Raw genomic sequence first — 24,898 nt, 5'->3', positions numbered from 1 at the left:
CGCCCGGTTACATTCCGAACCCGGAAGCTAAGCCTTACAGCGCCGATGGTACTGCAGGGGGGACCCTGTGGGAGAGTAGGACGCCGCCGAACAATCTTTGACAGGACCCCTGGTCACCAGCGTACAGCTGGGACCAGGGGTCCTTTTTTATTGTTCCGTGTTGCTCCGGAACAAGCACAGCCCAGAGCGCGCCGGGTACCCGGCTGCGCGAGAATGACTTGCGGTACCGAAGACAGGAGTCACCATGTCCACCAACTCTCCCGACGACCGACCGGAGCGCGACCAGCGGCGACGGGACAGTGGTGACCGTGGTGGCTACCGCGGTGGCCCGCGTCGGGACAACGACCGGCGCGACAACGACCGTGGCGGCTACGGTCGACGAGACGGCGGGCGCGACGATCGCGGCGGATTCCGGCGCGGCGATGACCGCAACGACCGTAACGACCGCGGCGATCGGGGAGACCGTGGCGATCGCGGCGGCTTCCGCCGTGACGACCGTGGTGACAGCCGTGGCGGAGACCGCGGTGGCTTCCGTGGCGGGCGCGATGATCGACGTGACGACCGCCGCGAAGGCGACCGTGGGCCACGCCCCGGCTTCCGCCGCGACGACCGTCCCGGTGGGCCGCGTCGCGACGACCGTCGGGGCGATGACCGGGACCGTGGCTTCCGCCGGGACGGCGACCGTCCGGCCTTCCGCCGCGATGACCGGCGCGACGACGACCGGGGCGGCCACGGCCGCCGTGACGACCGGCCGGCGTTCCGCCGTGACGACCGTCGCGACGACCGACGTGACAGCGGCGACCGCGGTGGCTTCCGCCGTGACGACCGCGACCGGGGCTTCCGCAGGGACGACCGTCCGGCCTTCCGCCGTGATGACCGCCGTGATGACCGCCGTGACGACCGGGGCGAGCGGCGCGAGGGGGAGCGTCCCTCGTACCGTCGTGACGACGACCGGGGCGGCTTCCGCCGTGATGACCGTGGTGACAGCCGTGGCGGGGACCGCGGTGGCTTCCGCGGCGGGCGCGACGACCGTCGTGACGACCGCGGTGGTCGCCCGCCGTTCCGTCGCGACGACCGCCGCGACGACTTCCGTCGTGACGACCGCAGGGACGGCGACAGGCCGCCCTTCCGTCGGGACGAGCGCCGTGATGACCGCCGTGACGACCGGGGCGAGCGGCGCGAGGGGGAGCGTCCCTCGTACCGTCGTGACGACGACCGGGGCGGCTTCCGCCGTGATGACCGTGGTGACAGCCGTGGCGGGGACCGCGGTGGCTTCCGCGGCGGGCGCGACGACCGTCGTGACGACCGCGGTGGTCGCCCGCCGTTCCGTCGCGACGACCGGGGCGGTCGGCCCGGTGGCTTCCGTGGACGTGACGACCGGCGGGACGACCGTCGTGGCGGCGGGCGCTTCCGCGACGAGCGGGACCGGGACCGGGAGCGCGAGCCGATCAAGCGGCTGCCGATTCCCGAGGACGTCACCGGCGAGGAGATCGACAAGGACGTACGGCAGGAACTGCAGAGCCTGCCGAAGACGCTCGCGGACGACGTCGCCAAGAACCTGGTGATGGTCGCCCGGCTCATCGACGAGGACCCCGAGGGTGCGTACGGCTACTCCAGGGTGGCCCTGCGGCTGGCGTCGCGCGTCGCCGCCGTGCGGGAGGCGGCCGGCTTCGCCGCGTACGCCAACCAGAAGTACAGCGAGGCGCTCGCCGAGTTCCGGGCCGCGCGGCGGATGACCGGCAGTGTCGACCTGTGGCCCGTCATGGCCGACTGCGAGCGTGGTCTCGGGCGGCCCGAGAAGGCCCTCGACATGGCCGGGGCGCCCGAGGTGCACAAGCTGGACAAGGCCGGCCAGGTCGAGATGCGTCTCGTCGCGGCCGGCGCACGGCGGGACATGGAGCAGCTCGACGCGGCCATCGTGACCCTGCAGAGCCCCGAACTGGCCTCCAACTCCGTCCAGCCGTGGACCGCGCGGCTGCGGTACGCGTACGCCGACGCGCTGCTCGCCGCGGGGCGTGACGGCGAGGCACGCGAGTGGTTCGCCAAGGCCGTCGAGGCCGACAAGGACGGCAGCACGGATGCCTCCGACCGGCTCGCCGAGATGGATGGTGTCGAGTTCGTCGACGCCCTCGTCGAGGTCGAGGACCAGGACGAGCAGCAGGAGGAGCAGCAGGACAAGGAGCAGGACCAGCAGCAGGGCGTGTCCGAGGACGACAGCGACAGGCTGCCCGTGGAGGACGCCGAGCCCCGCGACCTGACCACCGCCGTGGACGAGGACGTCGAGGAGGGCGGGGACTCCGAGGCCGCCAAGGACTGACCTCGGCTTGTAGAGGCACCGAGAAGGGGGCGGGATCCCAGGTGGATCCCGCCCCCTTTCGTCTGTCGGTCGGTGCTTAGAGGTGCAGGGCGCGCAGGACCAGGCCCGAGGCCGGTTTCGGGCCGAACGACGTGGACTTGCGGGGCATCGTGACGCCCTGGCGGGCCAGGTCGCGGACGACCTCCTCGCGGACCGGGTGCATCAGGACGGCCGTGCCGCCGTCGCGTTCGGCCTTCTCGACCGTCGCCGCCGTGTCGTGGATGTACGCGACATGTGCGGGGGAGTCCTCCGGGATCCGCCACACGTGACGCAGGAGCGTGGCGTGCAGGACCGTCGCGTCGAGGGTGCGCCAAGCCGGCGGGCGGTCGGCGGGGATCGTACGGGCGAGGAGGTCCGGATCCGGGCGGTCGACGAGGTGGAAGGCACCGTCGCCGGCGAGGAGGAAGGCATTGCCGGTGCCTGCCGCGTCCGCCAGAGCCTCCAGGGCCTCGGGCAGCGGGACTTCCAGGTGCCGTACGCGGAAGAGGCCGTCCAGGGCCGTCAGGGCCTCGGAGACCGGCAGGCCGTGCAGGAGGCGGTGGATCGCGCGGACGCGCAGGGGGTAGCGGGCCGTGTCCACCAGGAGGACCAGGCCGTAGTCCCAAGGGCTGGGGGAGGGGTGCTCCGTGCGCAGGCGCAGGTAGGTCGCCCAGCGGTGGTGGCCGTCGGCTATGAGGGCCTGGTGGTGGGCGAGGTCCGACTGGATCTCGTCGAGGTCACCGGGGTCGGTGACCGCCCACAGGCGATGGCTGAAGCCGTCCTCGGTGGTCGTGGCCAGGAGCGGAGGGTCCTCGACGGTCCGCTCGACCACGGCGGTCGCGCCCGTGGAGCCGTTGCCCCGGTACGTCAGGAGCAGGGGCTCCATGTTGGTGGAGGTCGCGCGCATCAGGGCCGCGCGGTCCGCGATGACGTGGGGTATGACGTCCTCGTGGGGGAGGACCACTCCGTCGGCGGGCTCCGAGAGGCGGAGGGCCCCGATGAGGCCGCGCTGGAGGATGGTGCCGTCCCCCTGCTCGTAGACGTAGAGGCCGGGCTGGGAATCGGCGGCCAGGACGCCCTCGGCGAGCCAGCGGCGCAGCGTCCGGGCCGCCTGTTCGTTCCTGGCGGTCGGGGTGCCGGCCTGGGGGAGTATCAGGCGGACGATGTTGTGCGGGTCGGCGGATTCGAGGTGGAGCAGACCGTCCGGCCGTACGACCACGTCGTACGGCGGGGATGTCACGGCGGCCAGGCTGCCGACCCGGTCGGGGTCGTAGCGAAGGCCCCGGAACGGGGTCAGTTCGAGGCCGCTGCGCGCCGGGGTCTCCTCCGCGGGACCTGCGTTCTTCATTGGTGCATCGTATGTGTGTCAGTGCCATGCGCGATGATCGGGTGAAGCGATCGGACCGATGGACGACCGGGTGGGTACGCATGTACGTACCGGGCGAGCGAGGAGCGGTGTGCAGATGAGCCAGGCAGTCAGGACGCGGCCCGACGGCAGTGGGCAGGCCCTGAGCGAGGCGTACGACACGGCGCTGCTCGATCTGGACGGGGTGGTGTACGCGGGCGGGAGCGCGATCGCGCACGCCGTCGAGTCCCTCGGTACGGCCCGCGCGGGCGGTATGCATCTGGCGTACGTCACGAACAACGCGCTGCGGACGCCGGACGCGGTCGCCGAGCACCTCACGGAGCTGGGCATACCGGCCGAGGGCGCGGACGTCATCACGTCCGCGCAGGCCGTGGCCCGGCTGATCAGCGAGCAGTTGCCGGCCGGTGCGCGGGTGCTGGTCATCGGCGGTGAGGGGCTGCGGGTCGCGCTGCGCGAACGGGGCCTGGAGCCGGTCGAGTCGGCCGACGACGATCCGGCGGCCGTCGTGCAGGGGTACGGCGGGCCCGACCTGCCCTGGGGGCGGTTCGCGGAGGCCAGTTACGCCGTCGCGCGCGGACTGCCGTGGTTCGCGTCCAACACCGATCTGACGATCCCGAGCGCGCGGGGCATCGCGCCGGGCAACGGCGCGGCGGTGCAGGTCGTACGGATCGCCACGGGAGCCGAGCCGCAGGTGGCGGGCAAGCCGCTGCCGCCGATGCACAAGGAGACCATCCTGCGGACCGGCGCCCGGCGGCCGTTGGTGGTCGGGGACCGGCTGGACACGGACATCGAGGGCGCGTTCAACGGCGAGGTCGACTCGCTGCTCGTCCTGACCGGAGTGACCGACGGTGCCCAGCTGCTGGCCGCGCCGCCGCAGCACCGGCCCACCTACGTCGACGCCGATCTGCGCGGGCTGCTCACCGGGCAGCCGGACGTCGTGGAGGAGGAAGGGGGCTTCCGCTGCGGCGGTTGGACGGCGAGCGCCGACAGCGAGCGGCTGCGGCTGGACGGCGAGGGCGAGGCGCTCGACGGACTGCGGGCGCTGTGCGCGGCGGCGTGGACGGCGGCCGGTGAGGGCTCCTGCGAGCTGGACGGCGAGAAGGCGCTGGCGCGGCTCGGGCTGTGAGACGTACGGGGGCGGCGTCGGCGGGAGTCGGCGAACGCCGGTGAGACTTCTCGCCGGTGTCCGTGGGCGGGATCCAGCTCACAAGGGAGGATAGGCTAACCTAACCGGGTGTTGGTCGAGAGTCCCCCCGAACCGCGCGCGGAGACCGCCCCCGCGCCCCCGAACCGCAGGGCGGCGATACGTGCCGCCGGACTCCTGGTGTCCGTCGGCCTGCTGACCCTCGTCGCGCTCGCGAGCATCGCGATCGGCGCGAAAGAGCTGTCCCTCGGACAGGTCTGGCACGGCCTGTTCGAGAACACGGGGACGTACGGTGACGTCGTCGTCGACGAGCGGATCTCGCGCACCCTGCTCGGGCTGCTCGCCGGGGCCGCGCTCGGTCTGGCCGGTGCCGTCCTCCAGGCGCTCACCCGCAACCCGCTGGCCGACCCGGGGCTGCTCGGCATCAACGCGGGCGCGTCCGCCTCGGTCGTCACCGCCATCACCTACTTCGGCGTCACCTCGCTGACGGGGTACGTGTGGTTCGCGTTCCTCGGTTCGGCGGCCGTCGGGGCACTGGTGTGGTTCCTCGGCGGCAGCCGGGGCGCGACTCCCGTACGGCTCGCGCTGGCCGGCACGGCGATCAGCGCCGCCCTGTACGGCTACCTCCAAGCCGTGATGATCATGGATGGTGCGGCGCTGTCCAAGATGCGCTTCTGGACGGTGGGTTCGCTGGCCTCCGCGACCGACGAGACGATCGAGCAGGTGCTGCCGTTCCTGGTGGCCGGCACGGTCGTGGCACTGCTGCTCGCCCGGCCGCTGAACGCGGTGGCCATGGGCGACGACACCGCACGCGCCCTCGGCGCGAACCTCAACCGCACCCGGGCGCTCTCCATGGCCGCCGCCACCGTCCTGTGCGGGGCCGCCACCGCCGCCTGCGGACCGATCGTCTTCATCGGGCTGATGGTCCCGCACGTCGTCCGCTCCTTCACCGGTCCCGACCTGCGCTGGATCCTGCCGTACGCGACGGTCCTGTCGCCCGTGCTGCTGCTCGGCGCCGATGTCATCGGCCGTGTGGTGGCCCGGCCCGCGGAACTCCAGGTCGGCATCGTCACCGCCGTCCTCGGCGGGCCGGTCTTCATCTTTCTCGTACGACGGCGGAGGACGGCGCAGCTGTGAAGCAGGTCATGAGCAAGCCCGCCGGGCGGGGCCGCGCGCTCCGCACGCCCGGCGGTCTCTCGGTGCGTCTCGACGTACGGGCGCTGGTCGTCGTCGTTCTGCTGCTGCTGGCGGCACTCGCCGCGAGTGTCGTGCTGATCGGCACCGGCGACTTCCCGATCCCCGCCGCCGACGTCGTCAGGACGCTGCTCGGCGACGGCGACCCGAGCCAGGAGCTCATCATCAACGACCTGCGGCTGCCGCGGGTCCTGGTGGGGCTGCTGGTCGGGGCCTCGCTGGGACTCGGCGGGGCGCTGTTCCAGTCCATCTCCCGCAATCCGCTGGGCAGTCCGGACGTCCTCGGCCTCTCGCAGGGCGCCACGGCCGGAGCGCTGGTCGTGATCGTGCTGTTCTCGGGGGACGCCGACCAGGTCGCCCTCGGGGCGCTCGGCGGCGGCCTGTTCACCGGACTCGCGATCTACCTGCTGGCCTGGAAGCGGGGCGTGCACGGGTACCGGCTGGTGCTCGTCGGTATCGGCGTCTCCGCGATCGCCACGGCCGTCAACGGCTATCTGATCACCAAGGCCGACATCGTCGACGCGGCCCGCGCGGTCGTGTGGATGACCGGATCGCTCAACGGGCGTGACTGGGAGCAGGTCCAGCCGCTGCTGATCATGTGCGCGATCCTCGTGCCCACGGTCCTCGCCAACGCGCGCGGGCTGCGGATGACGGAGATGGGCGACGACGTGTCGTACGCCCTCGGCGTGCGCGTCGAGCGGGTGCGGATGCTGCTGCTGGTGTCCGCCGTGCTGCTCACGGCAGGCGCCACCGCCGCGGCCGGACCCGTCAGTTTCGTCGCCCTGACCGCGCCCCAGCTCGCCAAGCGGCTGACCCGGTCCCCCGGCCCCAACCTGGTGCCCTCGCTCTGCATGGGCGCCGCCCTGCTCGTCGTCGCGGACTGGGCCTCCCAGCGGGCCTTCGGCGCCGACCAGCTGCCCGTCGGGGTCGTCACCGGCGTCCTCGGCGGCGTCTATCTGCTGTGGCTGCTGGTCACGGAGCGGAAGGCCGGGCGGATATGAGGCGCCCCCAGCCCGGCGCGTCGGTGACGTCGGCGTGGCCGGTGAACGAGAACAACCAGAGGAGCACTGTGAACCGCCTGTCCGCCGAGAACGTCACCCTCGCCTATGACCAGCGGGTCATCGCCGAGCAGCTGTCGGTGGAGATCCCCGACAACTCGTTCACCGTGATCGTCGGCCCCAACGCCTGCGGCAAGTCCACGCTGCTGCGGGCGCTGTCCCGGATGCTGAGGCCGTCCGAGGGGCGCGTGCTCCTCGACGGGCAGGTCATCCAGTCGATGCCCGCGAAGAAGGTCGCGCGGACGCTCGGCCTGCTGCCGCAGTCGTCGATCGCGCCCGACGGGATCACGGTCGGCGACCTCGTCGGCCGCGGCCGCTACCCCCACCAGGGGCTGCTGCGGCAGTGGTCGGCGGAGGACGAGCGGATCGTCCGGGAGTCGATGGAGTCCACCGGCGTCGCCGAGCTGGCCGACCGCTACGTCGACGAGCTGTCCGGCGGCCAGCGCCAGCGCGTGTGGATCGCCATGGCCCTCGCCCAGCAGACCCCGCTGCTGCTCCTGGACGAGCCGACCACCTACCTCGACATCCAGCACCAGATCGACGTGCTCGACCTGTGCGCGGAGCTGCACGAGGAGCAGGGCCGCACACTCGTCGCCGTGCTGCACGACCTCAACCACGCCGCGCGCTACGCCACCCATCTCGTCGCCCTGCGCGGCGGCGAGGTCGTCGCCGAGGGCGCGCCCGGCGACATCGTCACCGCGGAGCTGGTCGAAGAGGTCTTCGGGCTGCGCTGCCAGGTCATCGACGACCCGGAGACGGGCACACCGCTGGTGGTGCCGGCGGCCCGCAGGGCACGCGCCGGCGTCGGGGAGACCGCGAAGGCCGCCGCTACAGAAGCTTCCTGAGCTGGAGCAGGTCCCGGAAGCCCGCCTCCAGCCTCACCCGGCCCGAACCCCACGCCTTGGCGAAGTTCAGCTCGCCGTTCACCAGCGCCACCAGGTCGTCGCCCGTCATGGCGAGCCGGATCTGGGCCTTCTCGGACGGCGGGCCCTCAAGGGTGTCGTGCACCTCGATCCGGCCCTCGCGCATCCGGCCCACGAAGGTGATGTCGAGGTCCTTGATGTGGCAGCTCACCGAGCGGTCGAGGGCCGTCGCCTCACGCACGTGTCCATCGGCGCCTGCCATGTTGTCCGAGAGCTTTTCGAGCGCGGCGCGGCACTCCTCAATCGTTGCCATCGCGATCGACGGTACCCCAGGGCTTCGGGGTAGCGTCGGGGCATGAGCGACTCTGTGCCCGAGGCCACTGCGGGGCAGGACACGGCCGAAGCGGTCGTCGAGCCCGGGGCCGACCCCGCCGCCCCGGCCCCGCTGGACGTGGCCCGCACCGCCACCGGCCACCCCGACGTCGACGCCGCCCTCGACCGGCTGGCCGACGCCGACCACCTCGCCACCGACGGCCATGTCGAGGTGTACGAGGATGTACACCGGGGGCTGCGCGACGCGCTCACCGCGCTCGACGCCCGCCCGGGACCTCCGGCGCCCCCGATGCCGTACAGCACTAGGAGCTGAACCGAACGTGGCAGGTGTGGCACGACGCCGTCTCGACGCCGAGTTGGTCCGGCGGAAGCTCGCGCGGTCGCGTGAGCACGCGAGCCAGCTGATCGCCGCCGGGCGGGTCACGGTCGGCAAGACCGTCGCGACCAAGCCCGCCACCCAGGTGGAGACCGCGGCCGCCATCGTCGTCGCGAGCGACGACGCCGACCCCGAGTACGTCTCCCGCGGCGGCCACAAACTGGCCGGAGCCCTGGAGGTCTTCGTCCCGCGGGGCCTGGCCGTCAAGGGGCGGCGGGCGCTGGACGCCGGGGCCTCCACCGGCGGCTTCACCGATGTCCTGCTGCGGGCCGGCGCCGCCCATGTCGTCGCCGTGGACGTCGGATACGGACAACTCGCTTGGACTCTGCGCAGCGATGAACGCGTCACCGTCAAGGACCGTACGAACGTACGGGAGTTGACGCTCGAAGCGATCGATGGGGAGCCTGTGGATCTTGTCGTGGGGGATCTGTCCTTCATCCCGCTCGGCCTGGTACTGCCCGCCCTGGTGCGGTGCGTGAAGCCGGACGCCGATCTGGTGATGATGGTCAAGCCGCAGTTCGAGGTGGGCAAGGAGCGGCTGGGCAGCGGGGGAGTCGTGAGGAGTCCGGAGCTGCGCGCCGAGGCGGTGTGCGGGGTGGCGCGCCGGGCCGGTGAGCTGGGGCTCGGGGTGAAGGGCGTGACGGCGAGTCCGCTGCCCGGACCCTCGGGCAACGTCGAGTACTTTCTGTGGCTGCGTGCCGGGGCACCCGCACTGGACCCGGCCGACGTCGATCGAGCAGTTGCGGAGGGGCCGCGGTGACTCTGGACCGAACTCGAACCGTCTTCCTGCTGACCCACACCGGGCGGCCGGCGGCCATCCGCAGTGCGGAACTCGTGGTGAAGGGCCTGCTCCACCACGGGCTGGGCGTACGCGTCCTGGAGGCCGAGGCGGAGGACATCCCGCTCCCCGAAGAGGTGGAGCTGGTCAAGGAGGCCACCCCGCAGTGCCTCGACGGGTGCGAGCTGCTCATCGTCCTCGGCGGTGACGGCACGCTGCTGCGCGGCGCGGAGTTCGCGCGCGCCTCCGGGGTGCCGATGCTCGGCGTCAACCTCGGCAGCGTGGGGTTCCTCGCGGAGGCCGAGCGCGACGACCTCGACAAGGTTGTCGACCGCGTCGTCACCCGGGCGTACGAGGTCGAGGAGCGGATGACCGTCGACGTCGTCGTTCACCGGAACGGGGACATCGTCCACACGGACTGGGCGCTCAACGAGGCGGCCGTGCAGAAGGCGGGCGCCGAGAAGCTCCTCGAGGTCGTCCTGGAGATCGACGGCCGGCCGGTGACCGGGTTCGGCTGCGACGGCATCGTGCTGTCCACGCCGACCGGGTCGACCGCGTACGCCTTCTCCGCCGGCGGGCCCGTCGTGTGGCCCGAGGTCGAGGCGCTGCTGATGGTGCCGATCAGCGCGCACGCGCTGTTCGCGAAGCCGCTGGTGACGTCGCCGGACTCGGTGCTCGCGGTGGAGGTGCTGCCGCACATTCCGCCGGGGGTCCTGTGGTGCGACGGGCGGAGGACGGTCGAGCTGCCGCCCGGGGCGCGGGTGGAGGTCCGCAGGGGCGCCGTGCCGGTGCGGCTGGCACGTCTGCACCACGCGTCGTTCACCGACCGGCTGGTGGCCAAGTTCGCGCTGCCGGTCTCCGGGTGGCGGGGGGCTCGGCACTAGCTCACCGGCGGTGCCCGGGCCGGGGGCGTACGGCGACCGGGAGGTTCCGCCGGTACCGGTCGCCGGTGCGGGGCATGGGGCCGGGTACCGGTCATGAGGGCCCCTTGTCCCTCCCGTGAGTGACATCGGGGACGGGGGGCGTCGCACTTCCCTCCCTCGACCTCGTATGGTCTTGTCCGTGTTGGAGGAGATGCGGATACGGTCGCTCGGAGTCATCGACGACGCGGTCGTCGAGCTGTCACCCGGCTTCACCGCCGTGACGGGTGAGACGGGCGCGGGCAAGACCATGGTCGTCACCAGTCTCGGTCTGCTGCTCGGCGGCCGGGCGGACCCGGCGCTCGTGCGGATCGGCGCGAAGAACGCGGTCGTCGAGGGCCGGATCGCCGTGCCCGAGGGCGCCTCGGCGGTCGTCCGGGCCGAGGAGGCCGGGGCCGAGCTCGACGACGGGGCGCTGCTGATCAGCCGTACCGTTTCCGCCGAAGGGCGGTCCCGGGCGCACCTCGGCGGGCGGTCCGTCCCCGTGGGCGTCCTCGCGGAGCTGGCCGACGAACTGGTGGCCGTGCACGGGCAGACCGACCAGCAGGGGTTGCTGAAGCTGTCCCGGCAGCGGGCGGCCCTCGACCGGTACGCCGGTGACGCGGTGGCCGTGCCGCTCGCCAAGTACGGCGAGGCGTACCGGCGGCTGCGGGCCGTCGCCGTCGAACTCGACGAGATCGTCACCCGTGCGCGTGAGCGGGCCCAGGAGGCCGACCTGCTGCGCTACGGACTCGACGAGATCGCCGGGGTCGAGCCGCGCGCCGGCGAGGATGTGGAGCTGGCCGAGGAGGCCGAGCGGCTGGGGCACGCGGAGGCGCTGGCGTCCGCCGCGACGGCCGCCCACGCCGCGCTCGCGGGCAATCCCGAGGACCCCGAGGGCGTCGACGCCTCGACGCTCGTCGCGGGCGCCCACCGGGCGCTGGAGGCCGTGCGCTCGCACGACCCGGCGCTGGCCGCGCTCGCCGACCGGATCGGCGAGATCGGGATCCTGCTCGGCGACGTCGCGGGCGAGCTGGCGGGATACGCCGACGACCTGGACGCCGATCCGCTGCGGCTCGCGGCCGTGGAGGAGCGGCGGGCCGCACTCACCGGGCTCACCCGGAAGTACGGCGAGGACATCGCCACCGTGCTCGCCTGGGCCGAGCGGAGCGCCCAGCGGCTCACCGAACTCGACGGCGACGACGAACGCATCGAGGAGCTGACCGCCGAGCGGGACGCCCTGCGGGTCGAACTGGGCGGTCTCGCACAGGCCCTGACGGACGCCCGGCAGGAGGCGGCGGAGCGGTTCGCCGCCGCCGTGACCGCCGAGCTGGGCTCGCTCGCCATGCCGCACGCGCGCGTGTCGTTCGAGATCCGGCAGACCGACGACCCCGAGGGCGTCGAGGTCGGCGGACGCACGGTCGCCTACGGGCCGTCCGGCGTCGACGAGGTGGAGCTGCTGCTCGCCCCCCACCCGGGGGCGCCGCCGCGGCCCATCGCCAAGGGCGCCTCGGGCGGTGAGCTGTCCCGCGTGATGCTGGCCGTCGAGGTCGTCTTCGCGGGCACGGACCCCGTGCCGACGTATCTCTTCGACGAGGTCGACGCCGGTGTCGGCGGCAAGGCGGCCGTCGAGATCGGCCGGCGGCTGGCCCGGCTCGCCAGGTCGGCGCAGGTCGTGGTCGTCACGCACCTGCCGCAGGTCGCCGCCTTCGCCGACCGGCAGCTGCTGGTGGAGAAGACCAACGACGGCTCGGTCACCCGGTCCGGTGTGAAGGTCCTGGAGGGCGAGGACCGGGTACGGGAGCTGTCGCGCATGCTCGCCGGGCAGGAGGACTCCGAGACGGCACGGGCACACGCCGAGGAACTGCTGGCGGCGGCCCGCGCGGACGCGTAGGCGTGGGCAGGGCCGCCGCGTTCGCGGTCGCCGCGACCGCCGCACGCGCGGGCGTCGCCGCCCTCGGGGCCACGGCCCCGGGCGGCGCCGCCCTCTGGCGGCGCGCCAACCACGCCGGGCGGACCGTCACCCTGTACGCCGGGCCGGGGGCCGCGCTCGGGGCGCTGCTCGCGGGCGGCCCCCGGTGTCCCGCCGCGGGGATCGCCGTGCTGGCCGCCGGGGTGTGCGGGGCGTACGACGACATCGCCGGGGCCGGGGACCCGAGACGCGGGTTCGGGGCGCATCTGGCGGCGCTGCGCGACGGCGAGGTCACCAGTGGCGCGGTGAAGCTGTTCGGGATCTCGGCCGCCGGGCTCGTCGCCGGGGCGCTGCTGAAGGAACGGACGCTCGACAGGGCGCTGGCCGGGTTGGTGATCGCCGGGGCCGCGCACCTGGTCAATCTCGTCGACGTACGGCCCGGGAGGGCGGCCGCGGCGACCATCGCCCTCGCGCTGCCCGGTGTGCTGCGCGAGGGGCCTGCCGGGCGGATGGCGGCGGCGACGGCGGGGGCCGCCCTGGCCGTGCTCCCCGGCGACCTCGCCGAGCGCACGATGCTCGGCGACACCGGCGCCCGCGCCCTCGGCGCGGCCCTGGGCTGCGCCGCCGTCCTGGCCCACGGCCGGGCCGGACTGGTCGCCCATGCGGCGGCGGTGGTGGTGGCCGCGGCCGTGTCCGGGGACCGGGTCAGCGCGTTCGCCCGGTCGCCGTGGCGGGCGTGACCGACGTCCACAGCGCGGCTCTTCCCCGGGACAGTGACACGGCGGTTTCCCGGCACGGGTGACGCGGCAACGTCCGGGTGGACGCCCCAAGAAGACCGGGGCGGAAGGGCGCAGAGGGGCAACATCGTGCGGTAGTTCACTCATGTGAGTGACGCTGGGCGTCGCGTTGCCCACAGCTCGCCGTCCGTGGGGTCCGACGGTGCCGGAACGCCCGTACGGCCTGGCATCCTTGGACAGGTACGACGTAGCCAGACGTGCTACGCAGACCACGCAGAAGCGGCCTCGCGCGGTCCACCCCCGCCGCCGGATCCTTCTGTACGTTTCTTCGTGACCGTCCGACCCCGAACCAGGAGCCCCGGCCACGTGAGCCACGTGAGCAGCCACTCACCGCAGGGCCAGTCGCCGCTGCGAACCGTGCAAGTGCTCGGCGGCGGCAGCGCGGTGAGCAGCGCGCATGTGCGGTCGCTGACCTCGGGCCTCGTCGCCCGGGGCGTACGGGTCACCGTGTGCGCTCCCCATGAGACCGAAGCTGTGTACGACTTCACGGGTGTCGGCGCCCGCCACGTCCACGTGCCCCGCAGCAGCGACCCGGGCTCTGTGACCGCCCTGCGCACCGTCTGCGCGGACGCCGACCTGGTCCACGCGCACGGCCTGCACGCCGGCTTCCGCGCCACCCTCGCGCTCGGCGGGCGGCGCACCCCGCTCGTGGTCACCTGGCACACCCGGTCCTACGCCGAGGGCGCCCGGGCCCATCTGCTGCGGCTGCTGGAACGGCGGGTGGCCAAGGCGGCCGCCGTGGTGCTCGGCACCTCCTCCGAACTCGTCGACCGCGCCCGCAGCCGAGGTGCCCGCGACGCCCGGCTCGCGGCCGTCTCCGTGCCCGCGCTCCGCCGGAACGGCGACGACGACCCCGACCGGCACCGCTCCAAGACCCGAGCCGAACTCGGCGCCACCGACCGGCCCTTGCTGATGGCCGCCGGAGCGCTCGACCGCCACCGGGGGTTCGACACGCTGCTCGACGCGGCCCGGGAATGGCGGGGCCTCGACCCCGCGCCGCTCGTCGTGATCGTGGGCGAGGGACCGCAGTGGGGTGCCCTCCAACGGCGCGTCGAGGACGAGGAACTGCCCGTCCGGCTCATCGGACGGCGCGACGACATCGGCGAACTGGTCGCCGCCGCCGACCTGGCACTGCTGCCCGGCGGCCCCGAAGCACGCTCGGTCCTCGCCCAGGAGGCGCTCCACGCGCGCGTGCCGCTCGTCGCGGCCTCGGCCGGATCGGTGCCCGAACTCGTGGGCGACGCCGCAGCGCTCGTCCCGTTCGGGGACGCCGGGGCGTTCGCCGAGGCCGTCGTGCGCCTGCTGAAGGACCCCGCTCTCCAGGAGGACCTGCGGGACAAGGGCACCCGGCAGGCCGCGACCTGGCCGACCGAGGACGAGACGGTGGCCCAGGTGCTCAGCGTCTACGACGAGTTGACCGACCTCCGGCCGCTCATGTGACGCCGCACCCGCGTGCCGTGTGAGGCCGCCTCCTACGGCACGTGTCTGCGGGCCCTGAGCGCCAGGCTCAGGGCCAGGACCGTCTGGGGGTCGTCCAGGTCCGTGCCGAGCAACTCGCCGATGCGGGCGAGGCGGTTGTAGAGGGTCTGCCGGTTCAGGTGCAGCTCACGGGCGGTCTCCGCCTTGCGGCCCGCGTGGGCGAGGTACGTCTGGAGGGTGGGCAGCAGCGGCGGCCTGGAGCGGCTGTCGTGGTCGAGCAGGGGGCCGAGCGCGCGGTCCACGAAGGCGGCCAGGTCGGGGTGGTCGCGCAACCGCCACAGCAGCAGGTCGATGTCGAGCCGCCGGGCGTCGTACCAGGGGCGGTCGGCCAGCCCCTGCGCGGCCGTCGCCGTCTCCGCCGCGTGCCTGAGCCCCGCCGAGGCTGCCGCCCAGCCGCCGGGCATCCCGACGACCACCACGGGTGGCCGTCCGCCCGGCCGCCGCAACCCGGCCCGCTCCACGCCCGCCCGCAGCGCCGCCGCGACCTTGTCCGCCACCGCCGGGCGCTCCGCCTCCTCGCGCAGGCCCACCAGGAGCGGGACCCGGCCCTCGACGGGCCGCACGCCCAGCAGGACGGGCACCCCGACCGAGGCCAGCTCCTCGCCGACCGCGCGGGCCAGCACCGCCCAGCCGCCGCCCGGCGACAGGCCGTCGGCGAGCCGCATCACCACCGGGAGCAGGGGCCCGCCGCCCGGCCGGAAGCCCAGGACCCGGGCCTGCGCGGGGGCGTCCTCCGCCTCGATCCGGCCCTCGGCGAGATCGGTGAGAAAGTCGCCGCGCCCGCGTGCCGCCAGCTCCTCCTCCTGCCGGGCCTGCATGAGGACGACGGCGAGGACACCGGCCGCACGCTCGGCGGCCATGCGGTGCACCGGGGCCAGGGGAGCGACCACCGGAAGGAGGACCAGCCGGGCCCGTACCGAGCCCGTGCCCGGACCGCCGCCCGGTACGTCGACGAGGGTAGTCCCGGCCGGCGGCTCGTCCCGGTGCCGGTCCCGCAGCCCCTCCCACACCTGGAGCGGATCGGTGTCGGCGGGCCCCGCCCCGGCCGCGTACAGGAGTTGGCCGTCGGCGGTCTCCAGGAAGACCGGGTTGCCGCTGAAGTCGGCCAGGATGCCGAGGACCTGGGGCACCCCGCCGCCGCCCAGCAGCGCCTCGGTGCAGCGCCGGTGGACCTCCTCGGCCTGCTGGAGGAGCGCGTAGTGGCCGTTGACGATCTCGGTGTGGATCTCCTCCGTCACGGTCACGAACGCCACCTCGCGGTGCAGCTGGACCAGCGGGAGACCGGCCGAGCGCGCGGTGTCCACCAGGGCCGGGGGCAGTCGGGCGAAACGCGGGCCCAGCTCGACGACGAGCGCCGCGATACCGCGCTCGGCCAGCGTCCGTACGAACGCCCGCTGGTCGGCGGGGCGCGTGCCGAGCCCGTAGCCGGTGGTCAGCAGCAGCTCGCCGCCCTTGAGCAGCGAGGCGATGTTGGGCACCTCGCCCGCGTGCACCCAGCGCACGGTCCGCTCCAGCCGGTCGGCGCCGGCCAGGATCTCCGGCAGCCCGCCGCGCAGCCCGGGCAGCTCCAGCGCCCGCCGCACGGTGATACCGCCCTGTGCCTCACGACCGTCGGCGGGTACGCGGCTGTCACGGGTGTCCATGGACCGGACGGTACCCGCGCCCGGGCAGACCGGGCATCTCCGCGCCGGGCGCCGGCGCCCGGCGGGGGAGCGCTCGCCGTGGCCGGTGAGGGCCCGCTCAATGGGGTGCGGGCCGGCCCTTGGGGTCGCGCGGCGGAATGTTGTGGTTGAAGCGGAACACGTTGTCGGGGTCGTACGCGGCCTTCACCGCCATCAGCCGCCGGGCGTTCTCGGCGCCCAGACCCGCCAGGACCCGGCCCTCGCCCTCGTCGCCGATGAAGTTCAGGTAGACCGCGCCGGTGCTCCACGGCCGTACATCGTCGCGGACGCCCCGTACCCACCCGATGGTCCGCTCGTCGTCCGCCGGGTCCTCCCAGACGCCGAAGGGGTGCACGGCCCACGGCGCGGCCCGGTACGGCACCGGGTACTCGGCGGGGCCGTCGGCGACCGCGCCGCCGTACGGGAAGAGGATGTGCTGCGAGTTGGTCGGCACGGGCATCGAGCGGGCCTGGGCGCAGAAGACATCGACCAGATCGTCCGGCAGGCCGGTCAGGTACTCCGCCGACCAGTAGTTCCGCAGGCCCGGCGGATCGTCGATCATGCACTGCACGTCCGCGTACGGCATCGCGCCGACCACCTCGGCCTCGTGCGGCAGCGCCAGCAGCGGCTGGGCGACCTTGCGCATGTCGTCCTCGGTGCCGGCGTAGGTGAGGAGCATCCCGCACACGAGCCGGCCCACCAGGTGCTCGGGGACGAACTCCTCGGGCGGGCCGGTGAAGAACAGGACACCTCCGCCGGCCTCGCGCGGGCCGTTCTCGACGACCTCGCGGTAGACGCGGACGACCTCCTGGCCGTGCTCCGGCTCGTACAGCAGCAGGGCGATCGCGAAGGCGGGCAGCTCGTGCAGGCGCAGGGTGAGGGCGGTGGCGACGCCGAAGTTGCCGCCGCCGCCGTGCAGGGCCCAGAAAAGCTCCGGGTTCTCCTCGGCGGTCGCGTGGACCGTACGGCCGTCGGCGGTCACCAGGTCCACGCCCAGCAGGTTGTCGACGGCGAGGCCGAAGGCCCGTTCCAGCCAGCCGCTGCCGCCGCCGAGGACGAAGCCGCCGACACCGGTGGTCGAGGCCCGGCCGCCGGTGGTGGCGAGACCGTACGGCTCGGTGGCGCGGTCGAGGTGGCTCATGGTGGCGCCGCCCTCGACGCGGACGCTGCGGGCGGCGGGATCGACGGTGACCGAGTGCATGCGGCGCAGGTCGATGACCAGGCCGTTGTCGTTGAGGGCCGATCCGGCCACGCTGTGGCCGCCGCCGCGCACCGCGATGTTCAGGTCGAGGTCGCGGCCGAAGCGCACGGCCCGGACGACGTCGGTCTGGTTCTCGCACTGCGCGATCACCGCCGGATGCCGGTCGATCATCCCGTTGAACACCGTCCGGGCGTCGTCGTACCCGGGGTCCCCCGGGGCGAGCACCTCGCCGGTCAGATCCTCGCGCAGTTCGGTCAGCGCCGTGTGGGCCTTGGAAAGGGGAGCCATGACCGGCCCCTTTCAGCCAGGAGACAGGACTTCTTCCAGGCTAGGCGGGTGCGGTCGAGCGGTCCTGTTCGACCGGGGAGCGCCCCCGGGGTGGACGCGTACGGCCCGAACCAGGCGCAAGCGCTTGCTGCGTGCGCCTGGTCGTGCGCGGATCCGCCGCCGTGCGCGGCGGATCGGGGGCGTGCGTCAGCCGCCGTACGCCCCCGAGGCGGTCAGCCGCAGGGCCGTGTCGATGAGGGGGACATGGCTGAACGCCTGGGGGAAGTTGCCGACCTGGCGCTTGAGCACCGGGTCCCACTCCTCGGCCAGCAGGCCCAGGTCGTTGCGGAGAGACAGCAGCTTCTCGAAGAGCTTGCGGGCCTCGTCGACGCGGCCGATCATCGCCAGGTCGTCCGCCATCCAGAACGAGCAGGCGAGGAACGCGCCCTCGTCGCCCGGCAGCCCGTCCACGCCCTCGTCCTCACCGGCGGTCGGGTAGCGCAGGATGAAGCCGTCCGGGGTCGACAGCTCCCGCTGGATCGCCTCGATGGTGCCGATGACGCGCTTGTCGTCCGGCGGCAGGAAGCCCATCTGCGGGATCAGCAGCAGCGACGCGTCCAGCTCCTTCGAGCCGTAGGACTGCGTGAAGGTGTTGCGCTCCTTGTCGTAGCCCTTCTCGCACACGTCCCGGTGGATGTCGTCGCGCAGCTCGCGCCACTTCTCCAGCGGGCCGTCCGCGTCGCCGGACTCGATGAGCTTGATCGTGCGGTCCACGGCGACCCAGGCCATGACCTTGGAGTGCACGAAGTGGCGGCGCGGGCCGCGCACCTCCCAGATGCCCTCGTCCGGCTCGTCCCAGTGGTCCTCCAGGTAGCGGATCAGCTTCAGCTGGAGCAGGGAGGCGTAGTCGTTGCGGGCCAGGCCCGTCATGTGGGCCAGGTGCAGGGCCTCGGTGACCTCGCCGTACACGTCCAGCTGGAGCTGGTGCGCGGCGCCGTTGCCGACGCGGACCGGAGCCGAGTTCTCGTAGCCGGGAAGCCACTCCAGCTCCGCCTCGCCCAGCTCCCGCTCACCGGCGATGCCGTACATGATCTGCAGGTTCTCCGGGTCGCCGGCGACCGCCCGCAGCAGCCACTCGCGCCAGGCACGGGCCTCGTCCCGGTACCCGGTGCGCAGCAGCGAGGAGAGGGTGATCGCCGCGTCGCGCAGCCAGGTGTAGCGGTAGTCCCAGTTACGGACGCCCCCGATGTGCTCCGGCAGGGAGGTCGTCGGAGCGGCGACGATGCCGCCGGTCGGGGCGTACGTCAGGGCCTTCAGCGTGATCAGCGAGCGGACCACCGCCTCGCGGTACGGGCCGTGGTACGTGCAGTGCTCCACCCACTCCCGCCAGAACTCCTCCGTGGCCTGCAGCGAAGGCTCGGGCTCGGGCAGCAGCGGCGGCTCCTTGTGAGAAGGCTGCCAGGAGATCGTGAAGGCGATGCGGTCACCCGGGGTCACCGTGAAGTCGGCGTACGTCGTCAGCGCCTTGCCGTAGGTCTCGCACTCGGTGTCGAACCACACGGAGTCCGGCCCGGCGACGGCCACCGTGCGCCCCTCGTGCTTGTGCACCCAGGGCACGACCCGGCCGTACGAGAAACGCATGCGCAGCGACGAGCGCATGGGGACGCGGCCGCTGATGCCCTCGACGATCCGGATCAGCTGGGGGGCGCCGTCACGGGGCGGCATGAAGTCCGTCACACGGACCGTGCCGCGCGGGGTGTCCCACTCGGATTCCAGGATCAGCGAGTCGCCGCGGTACCGGCGCCGGGACGCCGTCGGCGGCTGCGCGTCGGCCGCGTGGGCGGGGCCCAGGCGCCAGAAGCCGTGCTCCTCCGTGCCGAGCAGGCCCGCGAAGACGGCATGGGAGTCGAAGCGGGGCAGGCACAGCCAGTCGACCGTGCCGTCCCGGCAGACCAGGGCAGCGGTCTGCATGTCTCCGATGAGTGCGTAGTCTTCGATGCGCCCGGCCACGTGCAACTCCAGTCGAACGGCCACGTCGCCCCCCGAGGGGCGGTCGCTGTGCGGTGTGCGGTCAAGGGACCCAAGGGATCGACAAAGGATCCATATTTCCAGAGTGATCCAAGGGACGGTGTCATGCGATGTCGCTCAACGATCCTCAACGCATATGAGGCCATCGTTGCTCAACGAACTGACGAGCTCGCGTGTTTCCGGAGACGGGCGGGGGTGGTGCCGTTTCCCCGGCCGGGCTCGGCAGCGAGTGTCCGAAGAGGATACGACGCACCGAGGGGCTCCGCGTGCCGCTCCAGGCAACGCGAGTGAGCCGAACGGGTGAGCCAAGGGTGACCCGCGGCCGGGATTGGCCGACAGTCGTACGACGTCCGTGGCGGCCCGTGCGCGGAGAGTGGCCGGAAGCGATCGTGGCCGGTCGCTGATACCCTGGTAGCCCGTGGACCGGTGGGCGCCCCGACTCGAATGGGACCCCCGAACCGCAGCGACGGCACCCCCCGGCGACCCGATCGGGCGGCGGCCGACCCGCACCCAGAACCGCGACCACGGGAGCCCCCTCTTGGCCATGCCGCCCGCTGCTTTCCGAAACAGCACCACGACGACCAAGCACATCTTCGTCACCGGGGGTGTCGCCTCCTCGCTCGGCAAGGGTCTGACCGCCTCCAGCCTCGGCATGCTGCTCAAGGCCCGCGGCCTGCGCGTGGTGATGCAGAAGCTCGACCCGTACCTGAACGTCGACCCGGGCACGATGAACCCCTTCCAGCACGGTGAGGTCTTCGTCACCAACGACGGCGCCGAGACCGACCTGGACATCGGACACTACGAGCGCTTCCTCGACCGTGACTTGGACGGCTCTGCCAATGTCACTACAGGCCAGGTCTACAACACCGTGATCGCCAAGGAGCGGCGTGGTGAGTACCTGGGCGACACCGTGCAGGTCATCCCGCACATCACCAACGAGATCAAGCACCGTATCCGGCGCATGGCCTCCGACGAGGTCGACGTGGTGATCACGGAGGTCGGCGGCACGGTCGGTGACATCGAGTCGCTGCCGTTCCTGGAGACCGTGCGCCAGGTCCGCCACGAGGTCGGCCGGGACAACGTCTTCGTCGTCCACATCTCGCTCCTGCCCTACATCGGCCCCTCGGGTGAGCTGAAGACCAAGCCGACGCAGCACTCGGTCGCGGCGCTGCGCAACATCGGCATCCAGCCCGACGCGATCGTGCTGCGCTGTGACCGCGAGGTGCCCGCCGCGATCAAGCGGAAGATCTCCCTGATGTGCGACGTCGACGAGGCCGCCGTCGTCGCCTGTCCCGACGCCCGCTCGATCTACGACATCCCCAAGACCGTGCACGGCGAGGGCCTCGACGCCTATGTCGTGCGCAAGCTGGACCTGCCGTTCCGGGACGTGGACTGGACGACCTGGGACGACCTGCTCGACCGCGTCCACAACCCGCGGCACGAGATCAACCTCGCACTGGTCGGCAAGTACATCGACCTGCCCGACGCCTACCTCTCGGTCACCGAGGCCCTGCGCGCCGGCGGCTTCGCCAACCGGGCCCGGGTGAAGATCAAGTGGGTCACCTCCGACGACTGCAAGACCCCGGCCGGGGCCGCCGCGCAGCTCGCCGACGTCGACGCCATCTGCATCCCCGGCGGCTTCGGCGACCGAGGTGTCTCCGGCAAGGTCGGCGCCATCCAGTACGCCCGCGAGAACAAGATCCCGCTGCTGGGCCTGTGCCTGGGTCTGCAGTGCATCGTGATCGAGGCCGCGCGCAACCTCGCCGACATCCCGGACGCCAACTCCACCGAGTTCGACTCCGCCACCGCCCACCCGGTGATCTCCACCATGGCCGAACAGCTCGACATCGTCGCCGGTGAGGGCGACATGGGCGGCACGATGCGCCTGGGCATGTACCCGGCCAAGCTCGCCGAGGGCTCCATCGTGCGCGAGGTGTACGACGGCAAGGAGTACGTCGAGGAGCGCCACCGCCACCGCTACGAGGTGAACAACGCCTACCGCGGGGAACTGGAGAAGAAGGCGGGCCTGCAGTTCACCGGCACCTCGCCCGACGGCAAGCTCGTCGAGTACGTCGAGTACCCGCGCGAGGTCCACCCCTACCTGGTCGCGACGCAGGCCCACCCGGAGCTGCGCTCCCGCCCGACCCGTCCGCACCCGCTGTTCGCCGGGCTGGTCAAGGCCGCAGTCGAGCGGAAGACCGCAGGGAAGTGACAGCAAGTCGCGGCTGGTGACGGCCGGTTGCGCGACGCCGGAGTTGTACGGTGACCGGGGTGCGTCTCCTTCGGGAGGCGCGCCCCGGTTTCATGGCACGTGTGGGAGGACGAGTCGACATGACGATCAAGGACACCGCCGAGGAGTGGGAGGTCCGGGCGAGCGAGACGCCGTTCACCGGCAACAAGACCTCCGTGCGCACCGACGACGTGGTCATGCCCGACGGCTCGGTGGTCCGGCGGGACTACCAGGTCCACCCCGGTTCCGTAGCCGTTCTCGCCGTCGACGACCAGGACCGGGTGCTGGTGCTCCGCCAGTACCGCCACCCCGTGCGCCAGAAGCTGTGGGAGATCCCGGCGGGCCTGCTGGACGTGCCGGGCGAGAACCCGCTGCACGCCGCCCAGCGCGAGCTGTACGAGGAGGCGCACGTCAAGGCGGAGGACTGGCGGGTGCTGACCGACGTCTACACCACCCCCGGCGGCTGCGACGAGGCCGTCCGGATCTTCCTCGCCCGCGACCTCTCCGAGGCCGACGGACGGCGCTTCGAGGTGGAGGACGAGGAGGCCGACATGGAGTTGGCCCGGGTGCCCCTCGACGAGCTGGCCCGGGGCGTCCTCGCCGGGGAGCTGCACAACAACTGCCTGGTGGTGGGCGTGCTTTCGCTGGTGGCCGCGCGCTGCGGCGACGGGATGGACGCGCTGCGCCCGGCGGAGGCGCCGTGGCCCGCGCGGCCGTTCGAGTCGTAGGACCACTCACCCCGAAGGTGCCAGTCGTACGATCTGCTGATCCGATCGAGGGATCTGCCCGCCCCGCTCCGCCGAGATCGTCGCAGAGCGTGAACTAGGCTCGGGAAACGCCCGAACCGGAGTCCCGGCGGGCAGGCTCGTGCGGTGGGACGGGAGTGTGGCCCGTGGCGGATCAGGCGGTGGACACCGGGGGAGTCCCGGTGTCCGGAACAGGGCGGCCCCCGGCTGTCGAGGCCGCCCCCACGGACAGTCAGTTCCTCGGCCGTGCCCGGGAGTTGAAGGAGCTGCGGGCCGACATCGACCGCGCCGGGCTCAACACCCTCGCCGGCCGCAAGGCACCGCACGCGCGCGTGCTGCTCATCGCCGGCCGGCCCGGCTTCGGCCGCACCGCGCTCGCCGAGGAACTCGTCCGGCAGATCGCCCACGGTTACCCGGACGGGGTGCTCAGGGCCCGCCTCGCCGAGCCGGACGGCACACGCGTCCCCGTCGAGCGGGCGGCCGGGGAACTGCTCGGCGCACTTGGTCTCCCGGTCCCCGCCGGGGCCGACGAGGACGACCTCAGCGAGGCGCTGCGGGAGGCGCTGGCCGACCGCCGGGTGGTGCTGCTGCTCGACGACGCGGTCGACGCCGAGCAGGTCGACGCGCTGCTGCCGGACACCCCGGACTCCCTGGTCGTGGCGGTCTCCGGGGGCCCGCTGACGGGCATCTCCGACGTCCGCCCGTGCACCCTGGGCGGACTGGACACCAAGTCCGCGGTGGCCCTGCTGGAACGCTTCACCGGCTCGGTGCGCGTCACCGTCGACCCGCGCTCCGCCGAGATCCTCGCCGAGGTGTGCGCGGCCCAGCCCGCCGCGCTGCGGCTCGCCGGGGGATGGCTGGCCGCCCGGCCCACGGTCGCCATCTCCGACCTGGCCAAACAACTGCGCGCCGAGGACGACGAGGGCCCGGTCCTCGGCAAGGTCTTCCGGCTGACGTACGCGGCGCTGCCCAGTGCCCCCGCCCGGATACTGCGCCTGCTCGCCCTCGCCCCGGCCGGCCTCGTCGACCCGCACATCGCCTCCGGGCTCGCCGGCTGCTCGGTCGGCGCGGCCCGCACCGCGCTGGACGACCTGGTGGCCCTGGGGTTCCTGCACCGGGCCGACTCGGCCATGCCGCAGTACGAGGTCCCCGGCTGCCTCCAGCCGCTGCTGTGGTCCGCCGCCGAGAGCCAGGAGAAGCCGGGCGAGCTCCAGCTGGCCCGGGCGCGGATGCTGGAGCGGACGGTACGGCTGCTGCAGTCCTGCCGGGCCGTCACCGAGACCGACAGCCCGCTGGCCCGCGAGAAGCTCCTCGACATGCCCAAGGCGCTGCGGTTCCCCAGCCCCCGGGCCGCCGAGGAGTGGCTGCGGGTGCGCCGGCCGGCGCTGCTCGCGGCCGCCCGGCTCGCCGTCGCCGACGGCCGGCTCGACACCCTCGCCCGACGGCTGATGTCCCAGCTCGTCCGGGCCATGGTGGCGCACTTCGGCACCCAGGCCGCGGCCGCCGACCTCTACGGCGTCCACCGGCTCGTCCTGGATGTCGCCGAGCGCCGGGACCTGCCCCGCGAGAAGGCGGCGGCCCTGCTGAACCTGGGCGACCTCGACGCCCGTACCGGCCGGACGAAGGCGGCGCTGGCCCGCTACCGGGCCGCCCTCGACGCGGGCCGCCAGGCGAACGACCCCTATGCGACCGGCCGCGCGATGGAATCCGTGGGCGGCGCCCACCAGGAGCTGGAGGACTACGAACGGGCCGCCGACTGGTACGGCAGGGCGCTCGCCCAGCGCCTCGCCCGGGACGAGCGCGAAGACGCCGCGCGGCTGTACGGCCGTATCGCCACCGCGTACACCTACGCGGGCCGCTACGGCGAGGCCCTGCGCAACTGGAGCTCGGCCCTGACCGGCTACCGCAGGCTCGGCGATGTGGGCGCCCAGGCGAGGGCGTTGAGCGAGATGGCACGCGTCCAGGAGTACGCGGGGCGCCCCGAGGAGGCGCTGCCCACCTGCCAGGAGGCGGTGGAGTGGGCGCGGCTCGCCGAGGACGTCCGGTTGCAGGCCGCGCTCCAGATGCGGCTCGCGGACACCCTCGAACGGCTCGGCGACCCGGGGGGGGGGGGGGGGGGGGGGGGGGGGGGGGGGGGAGAGGTGGGGGGGGGGGGGGGGGGGGGGGGGGGGGGGGGGGGGGGGTGGGGGGTGGGGGGGGGGGGGTGTGTTGTGTGGGGGGGGGTTCTTTAT

General features: G+C 73.2%; 19 protein-coding genes and 1 rRNA gene. 15 read left to right on the top strand and 5 right to left on the bottom strand.

The features are described from left to right. Positions 1 to 92: ribosomal RNA gene (gene rrf / locus ACZ4Z2_RS34505) — 5S ribosomal RNA — on the top strand; the annotation flags it as partial. 1,364 nt (positions 93 to 1,456) lie between these two features. Beyond that, on the top strand, positions 1,457 to 2,317 hold the full coding sequence (locus ACZ4Z2_RS34500) for a tetratricopeptide repeat protein (protein ID WP_468081486.1): 861 nt from the start codon (positions 1,457 to 1,459) through the stop codon (positions 2,315 to 2,317). Positions 2,318 to 2,393: 76 nt separating this feature from the next. Here ACZ4Z2_RS34500 and ACZ4Z2_RS34495 read toward each other — a convergent pair whose 3' ends face one another. Then, positions 2,394 to 3,683: a DUF1015 family protein gene (locus ACZ4Z2_RS34495; protein WP_468081482.1), complete on the bottom strand. Its 1,290-nt coding sequence runs from the start codon at positions 3,681 to 3,683 to the stop codon at positions 2,394 to 2,396. Positions 3,684 to 3,798: 115 nt separating this feature from the next. On the opposite strand from ACZ4Z2_RS34495, the gene ACZ4Z2_RS34490 reads away from it, so the two are divergent. The 4 genes from ACZ4Z2_RS34490 (at position 3,799) to ACZ4Z2_RS34475 (ending at position 7,942) form a co-directional block, all read left to right on the top strand. Next, positions 3,799 to 4,827: an HAD hydrolase-like protein gene (locus ACZ4Z2_RS34490; protein WP_468081480.1), complete on the top strand. Its 1,029-nt coding sequence runs from the start codon at positions 3,799 to 3,801 to the stop codon at positions 4,825 to 4,827. 108 nt (positions 4,828 to 4,935) lie between these two features. Continuing rightward, positions 4,936 to 5,982 (top strand): FecCD family ABC transporter permease, encoded by a 1,047-nt coding sequence (locus tag ACZ4Z2_RS34485; protein ID WP_468081478.1) that lies wholly within the window; start codon positions 4,936 to 4,938, stop codon positions 5,980 to 5,982. Positions 5,983 to 5,990: 8 nt separating this feature from the next. Beyond that, the gene (locus tag ACZ4Z2_RS34480) at positions 5,991 to 7,040 is read left to right on the top strand and encodes a FecCD family ABC transporter permease (protein WP_468081476.1); all 1,050 of its coding nucleotides are present in this window, start codon (positions 5,991 to 5,993) and stop codon (positions 7,038 to 7,040) included. After that, entirely contained in the window at positions 7,037 to 7,942 is a 906-nt protein-coding gene (locus tag ACZ4Z2_RS34475) for an ABC transporter ATP-binding protein (RefSeq protein WP_468081475.1), read from the top strand. Before ACZ4Z2_RS34480 ends, ACZ4Z2_RS34475 begins: the two co-directional genes overlap by 4 nt. Here the strand turns inward: ACZ4Z2_RS34475 and ACZ4Z2_RS34470 are convergent. Then, positions 7,926 to 8,273, bottom strand: a complete 348-nt coding sequence (locus ACZ4Z2_RS34470) for an SCP2 sterol-binding domain-containing protein (protein WP_468081473.1) — start codon at positions 8,271 to 8,273, stop codon at positions 7,926 to 7,928. The two genes, ACZ4Z2_RS34475 and ACZ4Z2_RS34470, sit on opposite strands and share 17 nt — an antisense overlap. 42 nt (positions 8,274 to 8,315) lie before the next feature. On the opposite strand from ACZ4Z2_RS34470, the gene ACZ4Z2_RS34465 reads away from it, so the two are divergent. From ACZ4Z2_RS34465 to ACZ4Z2_RS34440, 6 genes are all read left to right on the top strand, one after another. Beyond that, positions 8,316 to 8,606, top strand: a complete 291-nt coding sequence (locus ACZ4Z2_RS34465; protein WP_468081471.1) for a hypothetical protein — start codon at positions 8,316 to 8,318, stop codon at positions 8,604 to 8,606. 7 nt (positions 8,607 to 8,613) lie between these two features. After that, complete coding sequence (locus ACZ4Z2_RS34460; protein WP_468081469.1) at positions 8,614 to 9,429, top strand: TlyA family RNA methyltransferase; 816 nt, start codon at positions 8,614 to 8,616, stop codon at positions 9,427 to 9,429. Further along, on the top strand, positions 9,426 to 10,331 hold the full coding sequence (locus ACZ4Z2_RS34455; protein WP_468081467.1) for an NAD kinase: 906 nt from the start codon (positions 9,426 to 9,428) through the stop codon (positions 10,329 to 10,331). The genes ACZ4Z2_RS34460 and ACZ4Z2_RS34455 overlap by 4 nt, the downstream gene beginning before the upstream one ends. A gap of 166 nt (positions 10,332 to 10,497) precedes the next feature. Continuing rightward, entirely contained in the window at positions 10,498 to 12,240 is a 1,743-nt protein-coding gene (gene recN / locus ACZ4Z2_RS34450) for a DNA repair protein RecN (RefSeq protein WP_468081465.1), read from the top strand. A 2-nt stretch (positions 12,241 to 12,242) separates the two neighbouring features. Further along, positions 12,243 to 12,998: a hypothetical protein gene (locus ACZ4Z2_RS34445; RefSeq protein WP_468081463.1), complete on the top strand. Its 756-nt coding sequence runs from the start codon at positions 12,243 to 12,245 to the stop codon at positions 12,996 to 12,998. 363 nt (positions 12,999 to 13,361) lie between these two features. Continuing rightward, complete coding sequence (locus tag ACZ4Z2_RS34440; RefSeq protein ID WP_468081461.1) at positions 13,362 to 14,495, top strand: glycosyltransferase family 4 protein; 1,134 nt, start codon at positions 13,362 to 13,364, stop codon at positions 14,493 to 14,495. A gap of 32 nt (positions 14,496 to 14,527) precedes the next feature. On the opposite strand, the gene ACZ4Z2_RS34435 is transcribed toward ACZ4Z2_RS34440, so the two are convergent. The 3 genes from ACZ4Z2_RS34435 to ACZ4Z2_RS34425 form a co-directional block, all read right to left on the bottom strand. Beyond that, complete coding sequence (locus ACZ4Z2_RS34435; RefSeq protein ID WP_468081459.1) at positions 14,528 to 16,177, bottom strand: PucR family transcriptional regulator; 1,650 nt, start codon at positions 16,175 to 16,177, stop codon at positions 14,528 to 14,530. A 97-nt stretch (positions 16,178 to 16,274) separates the two neighbouring features. Further along, positions 16,275 to 17,684, bottom strand: a complete 1,410-nt coding sequence (locus ACZ4Z2_RS34430) for an FAD-binding protein (protein WP_468081457.1) — start codon at positions 17,682 to 17,684, stop codon at positions 16,275 to 16,277. Positions 17,685 to 17,870: 186 nt separating this feature from the next. After that, on the bottom strand, positions 17,871 to 19,673 hold the full coding sequence (locus tag ACZ4Z2_RS34425; RefSeq protein ID WP_468081484.1) for a glycoside hydrolase family 15 protein: 1,803 nt from the start codon (positions 19,671 to 19,673) through the stop codon (positions 17,871 to 17,873). Between the two features lie 562 nt (positions 19,674 to 20,235). On the opposite strand from ACZ4Z2_RS34425, the gene ACZ4Z2_RS34420 reads away from it, so the two are divergent. The 3 genes from ACZ4Z2_RS34420 to ACZ4Z2_RS34410 form a co-directional block, all read left to right on the top strand. Further along, a complete protein-coding gene (locus ACZ4Z2_RS34420; protein ID WP_468081455.1) occupies positions 20,236 to 21,903 on the top strand; it encodes a CTP synthase in 1,668 nt (555 codons plus the stop codon). Positions 21,904 to 22,022: 119 nt separating this feature from the next. Next, complete coding sequence (locus tag ACZ4Z2_RS34415) at positions 22,023 to 22,649, top strand: NUDIX domain-containing protein (RefSeq protein ID WP_468081453.1); 627 nt, start codon at positions 22,023 to 22,025, stop codon at positions 22,647 to 22,649. A 164-nt stretch (positions 22,650 to 22,813) separates the two neighbouring features. Further along, positions 22,814 to 24,898, top strand: a 2,085-nt coding sequence (locus tag ACZ4Z2_RS34410) for a tetratricopeptide repeat protein (protein ID WP_468081451.1), incomplete at its 3' end; no start/stop codon positions are given.

The sequence above is a fragment of the Streptomyces sp. NPDC030183 genome (assembly GCF_055573455.1).
This window is presented reverse-complemented; position numbering and strand designations above follow the sequence as displayed.

Coding starts and splice junctions, on each gene's coding strand:
- recN (WP_468081465.1), top strand. CDS start 10,498: ATGGTCTTGTCCGTGTTGGAGGAGATGCGGATACGGTCGCTCGGAGTC.
- ACZ4Z2_RS34480 (WP_468081476.1), top strand. CDS start 5,991: ATGAGCAAGCCCGCCGGGCGGGGCCGCGCGCTCCGCACGCCCGGCGGT.
- ACZ4Z2_RS34420 (WP_468081455.1), top strand. CDS start 20,236: ATGCCGCCCGCTGCTTTCCGAAACAGCACCACGACGACCAAGCACATC.
- ACZ4Z2_RS34475 (WP_468081475.1), top strand. CDS start 7,037: ATGAGGCGCCCCCAGCCCGGCGCGTCGGTGACGTCGGCGTGGCCGGTG.
- ACZ4Z2_RS34470 (WP_468081473.1), bottom strand. CDS start 8,273: ATGGCAACGATTGAGGAGTGCCGCGCCGCGCTCGAAAAGCTCTCGGAC.
- ACZ4Z2_RS34465 (WP_468081471.1), top strand. CDS start 8,316: ATGAGCGACTCTGTGCCCGAGGCCACTGCGGGGCAGGACACGGCCGAA.
- ACZ4Z2_RS34490 (WP_468081480.1), top strand. CDS start 3,799: ATGAGCCAGGCAGTCAGGACGCGGCCCGACGGCAGTGGGCAGGCCCTG.
- ACZ4Z2_RS34435 (WP_468081459.1), bottom strand. CDS start 16,177: ATGGACACCCGTGACAGCCGCGTACCCGCCGACGGTCGTGAGGCACAG.
- ACZ4Z2_RS34430 (WP_468081457.1), bottom strand. CDS start 17,684: ATGGCTCCCCTTTCCAAGGCCCACACGGCGCTGACCGAACTGCGCGAG.
- ACZ4Z2_RS34495 (WP_468081482.1), bottom strand. CDS start 3,683: ATGAAGAACGCAGGTCCCGCGGAGGAGACCCCGGCGCGCAGCGGCCTC.
- ACZ4Z2_RS34415 (WP_468081453.1), top strand. CDS start 22,023: ATGACGATCAAGGACACCGCCGAGGAGTGGGAGGTCCGGGCGAGCGAG.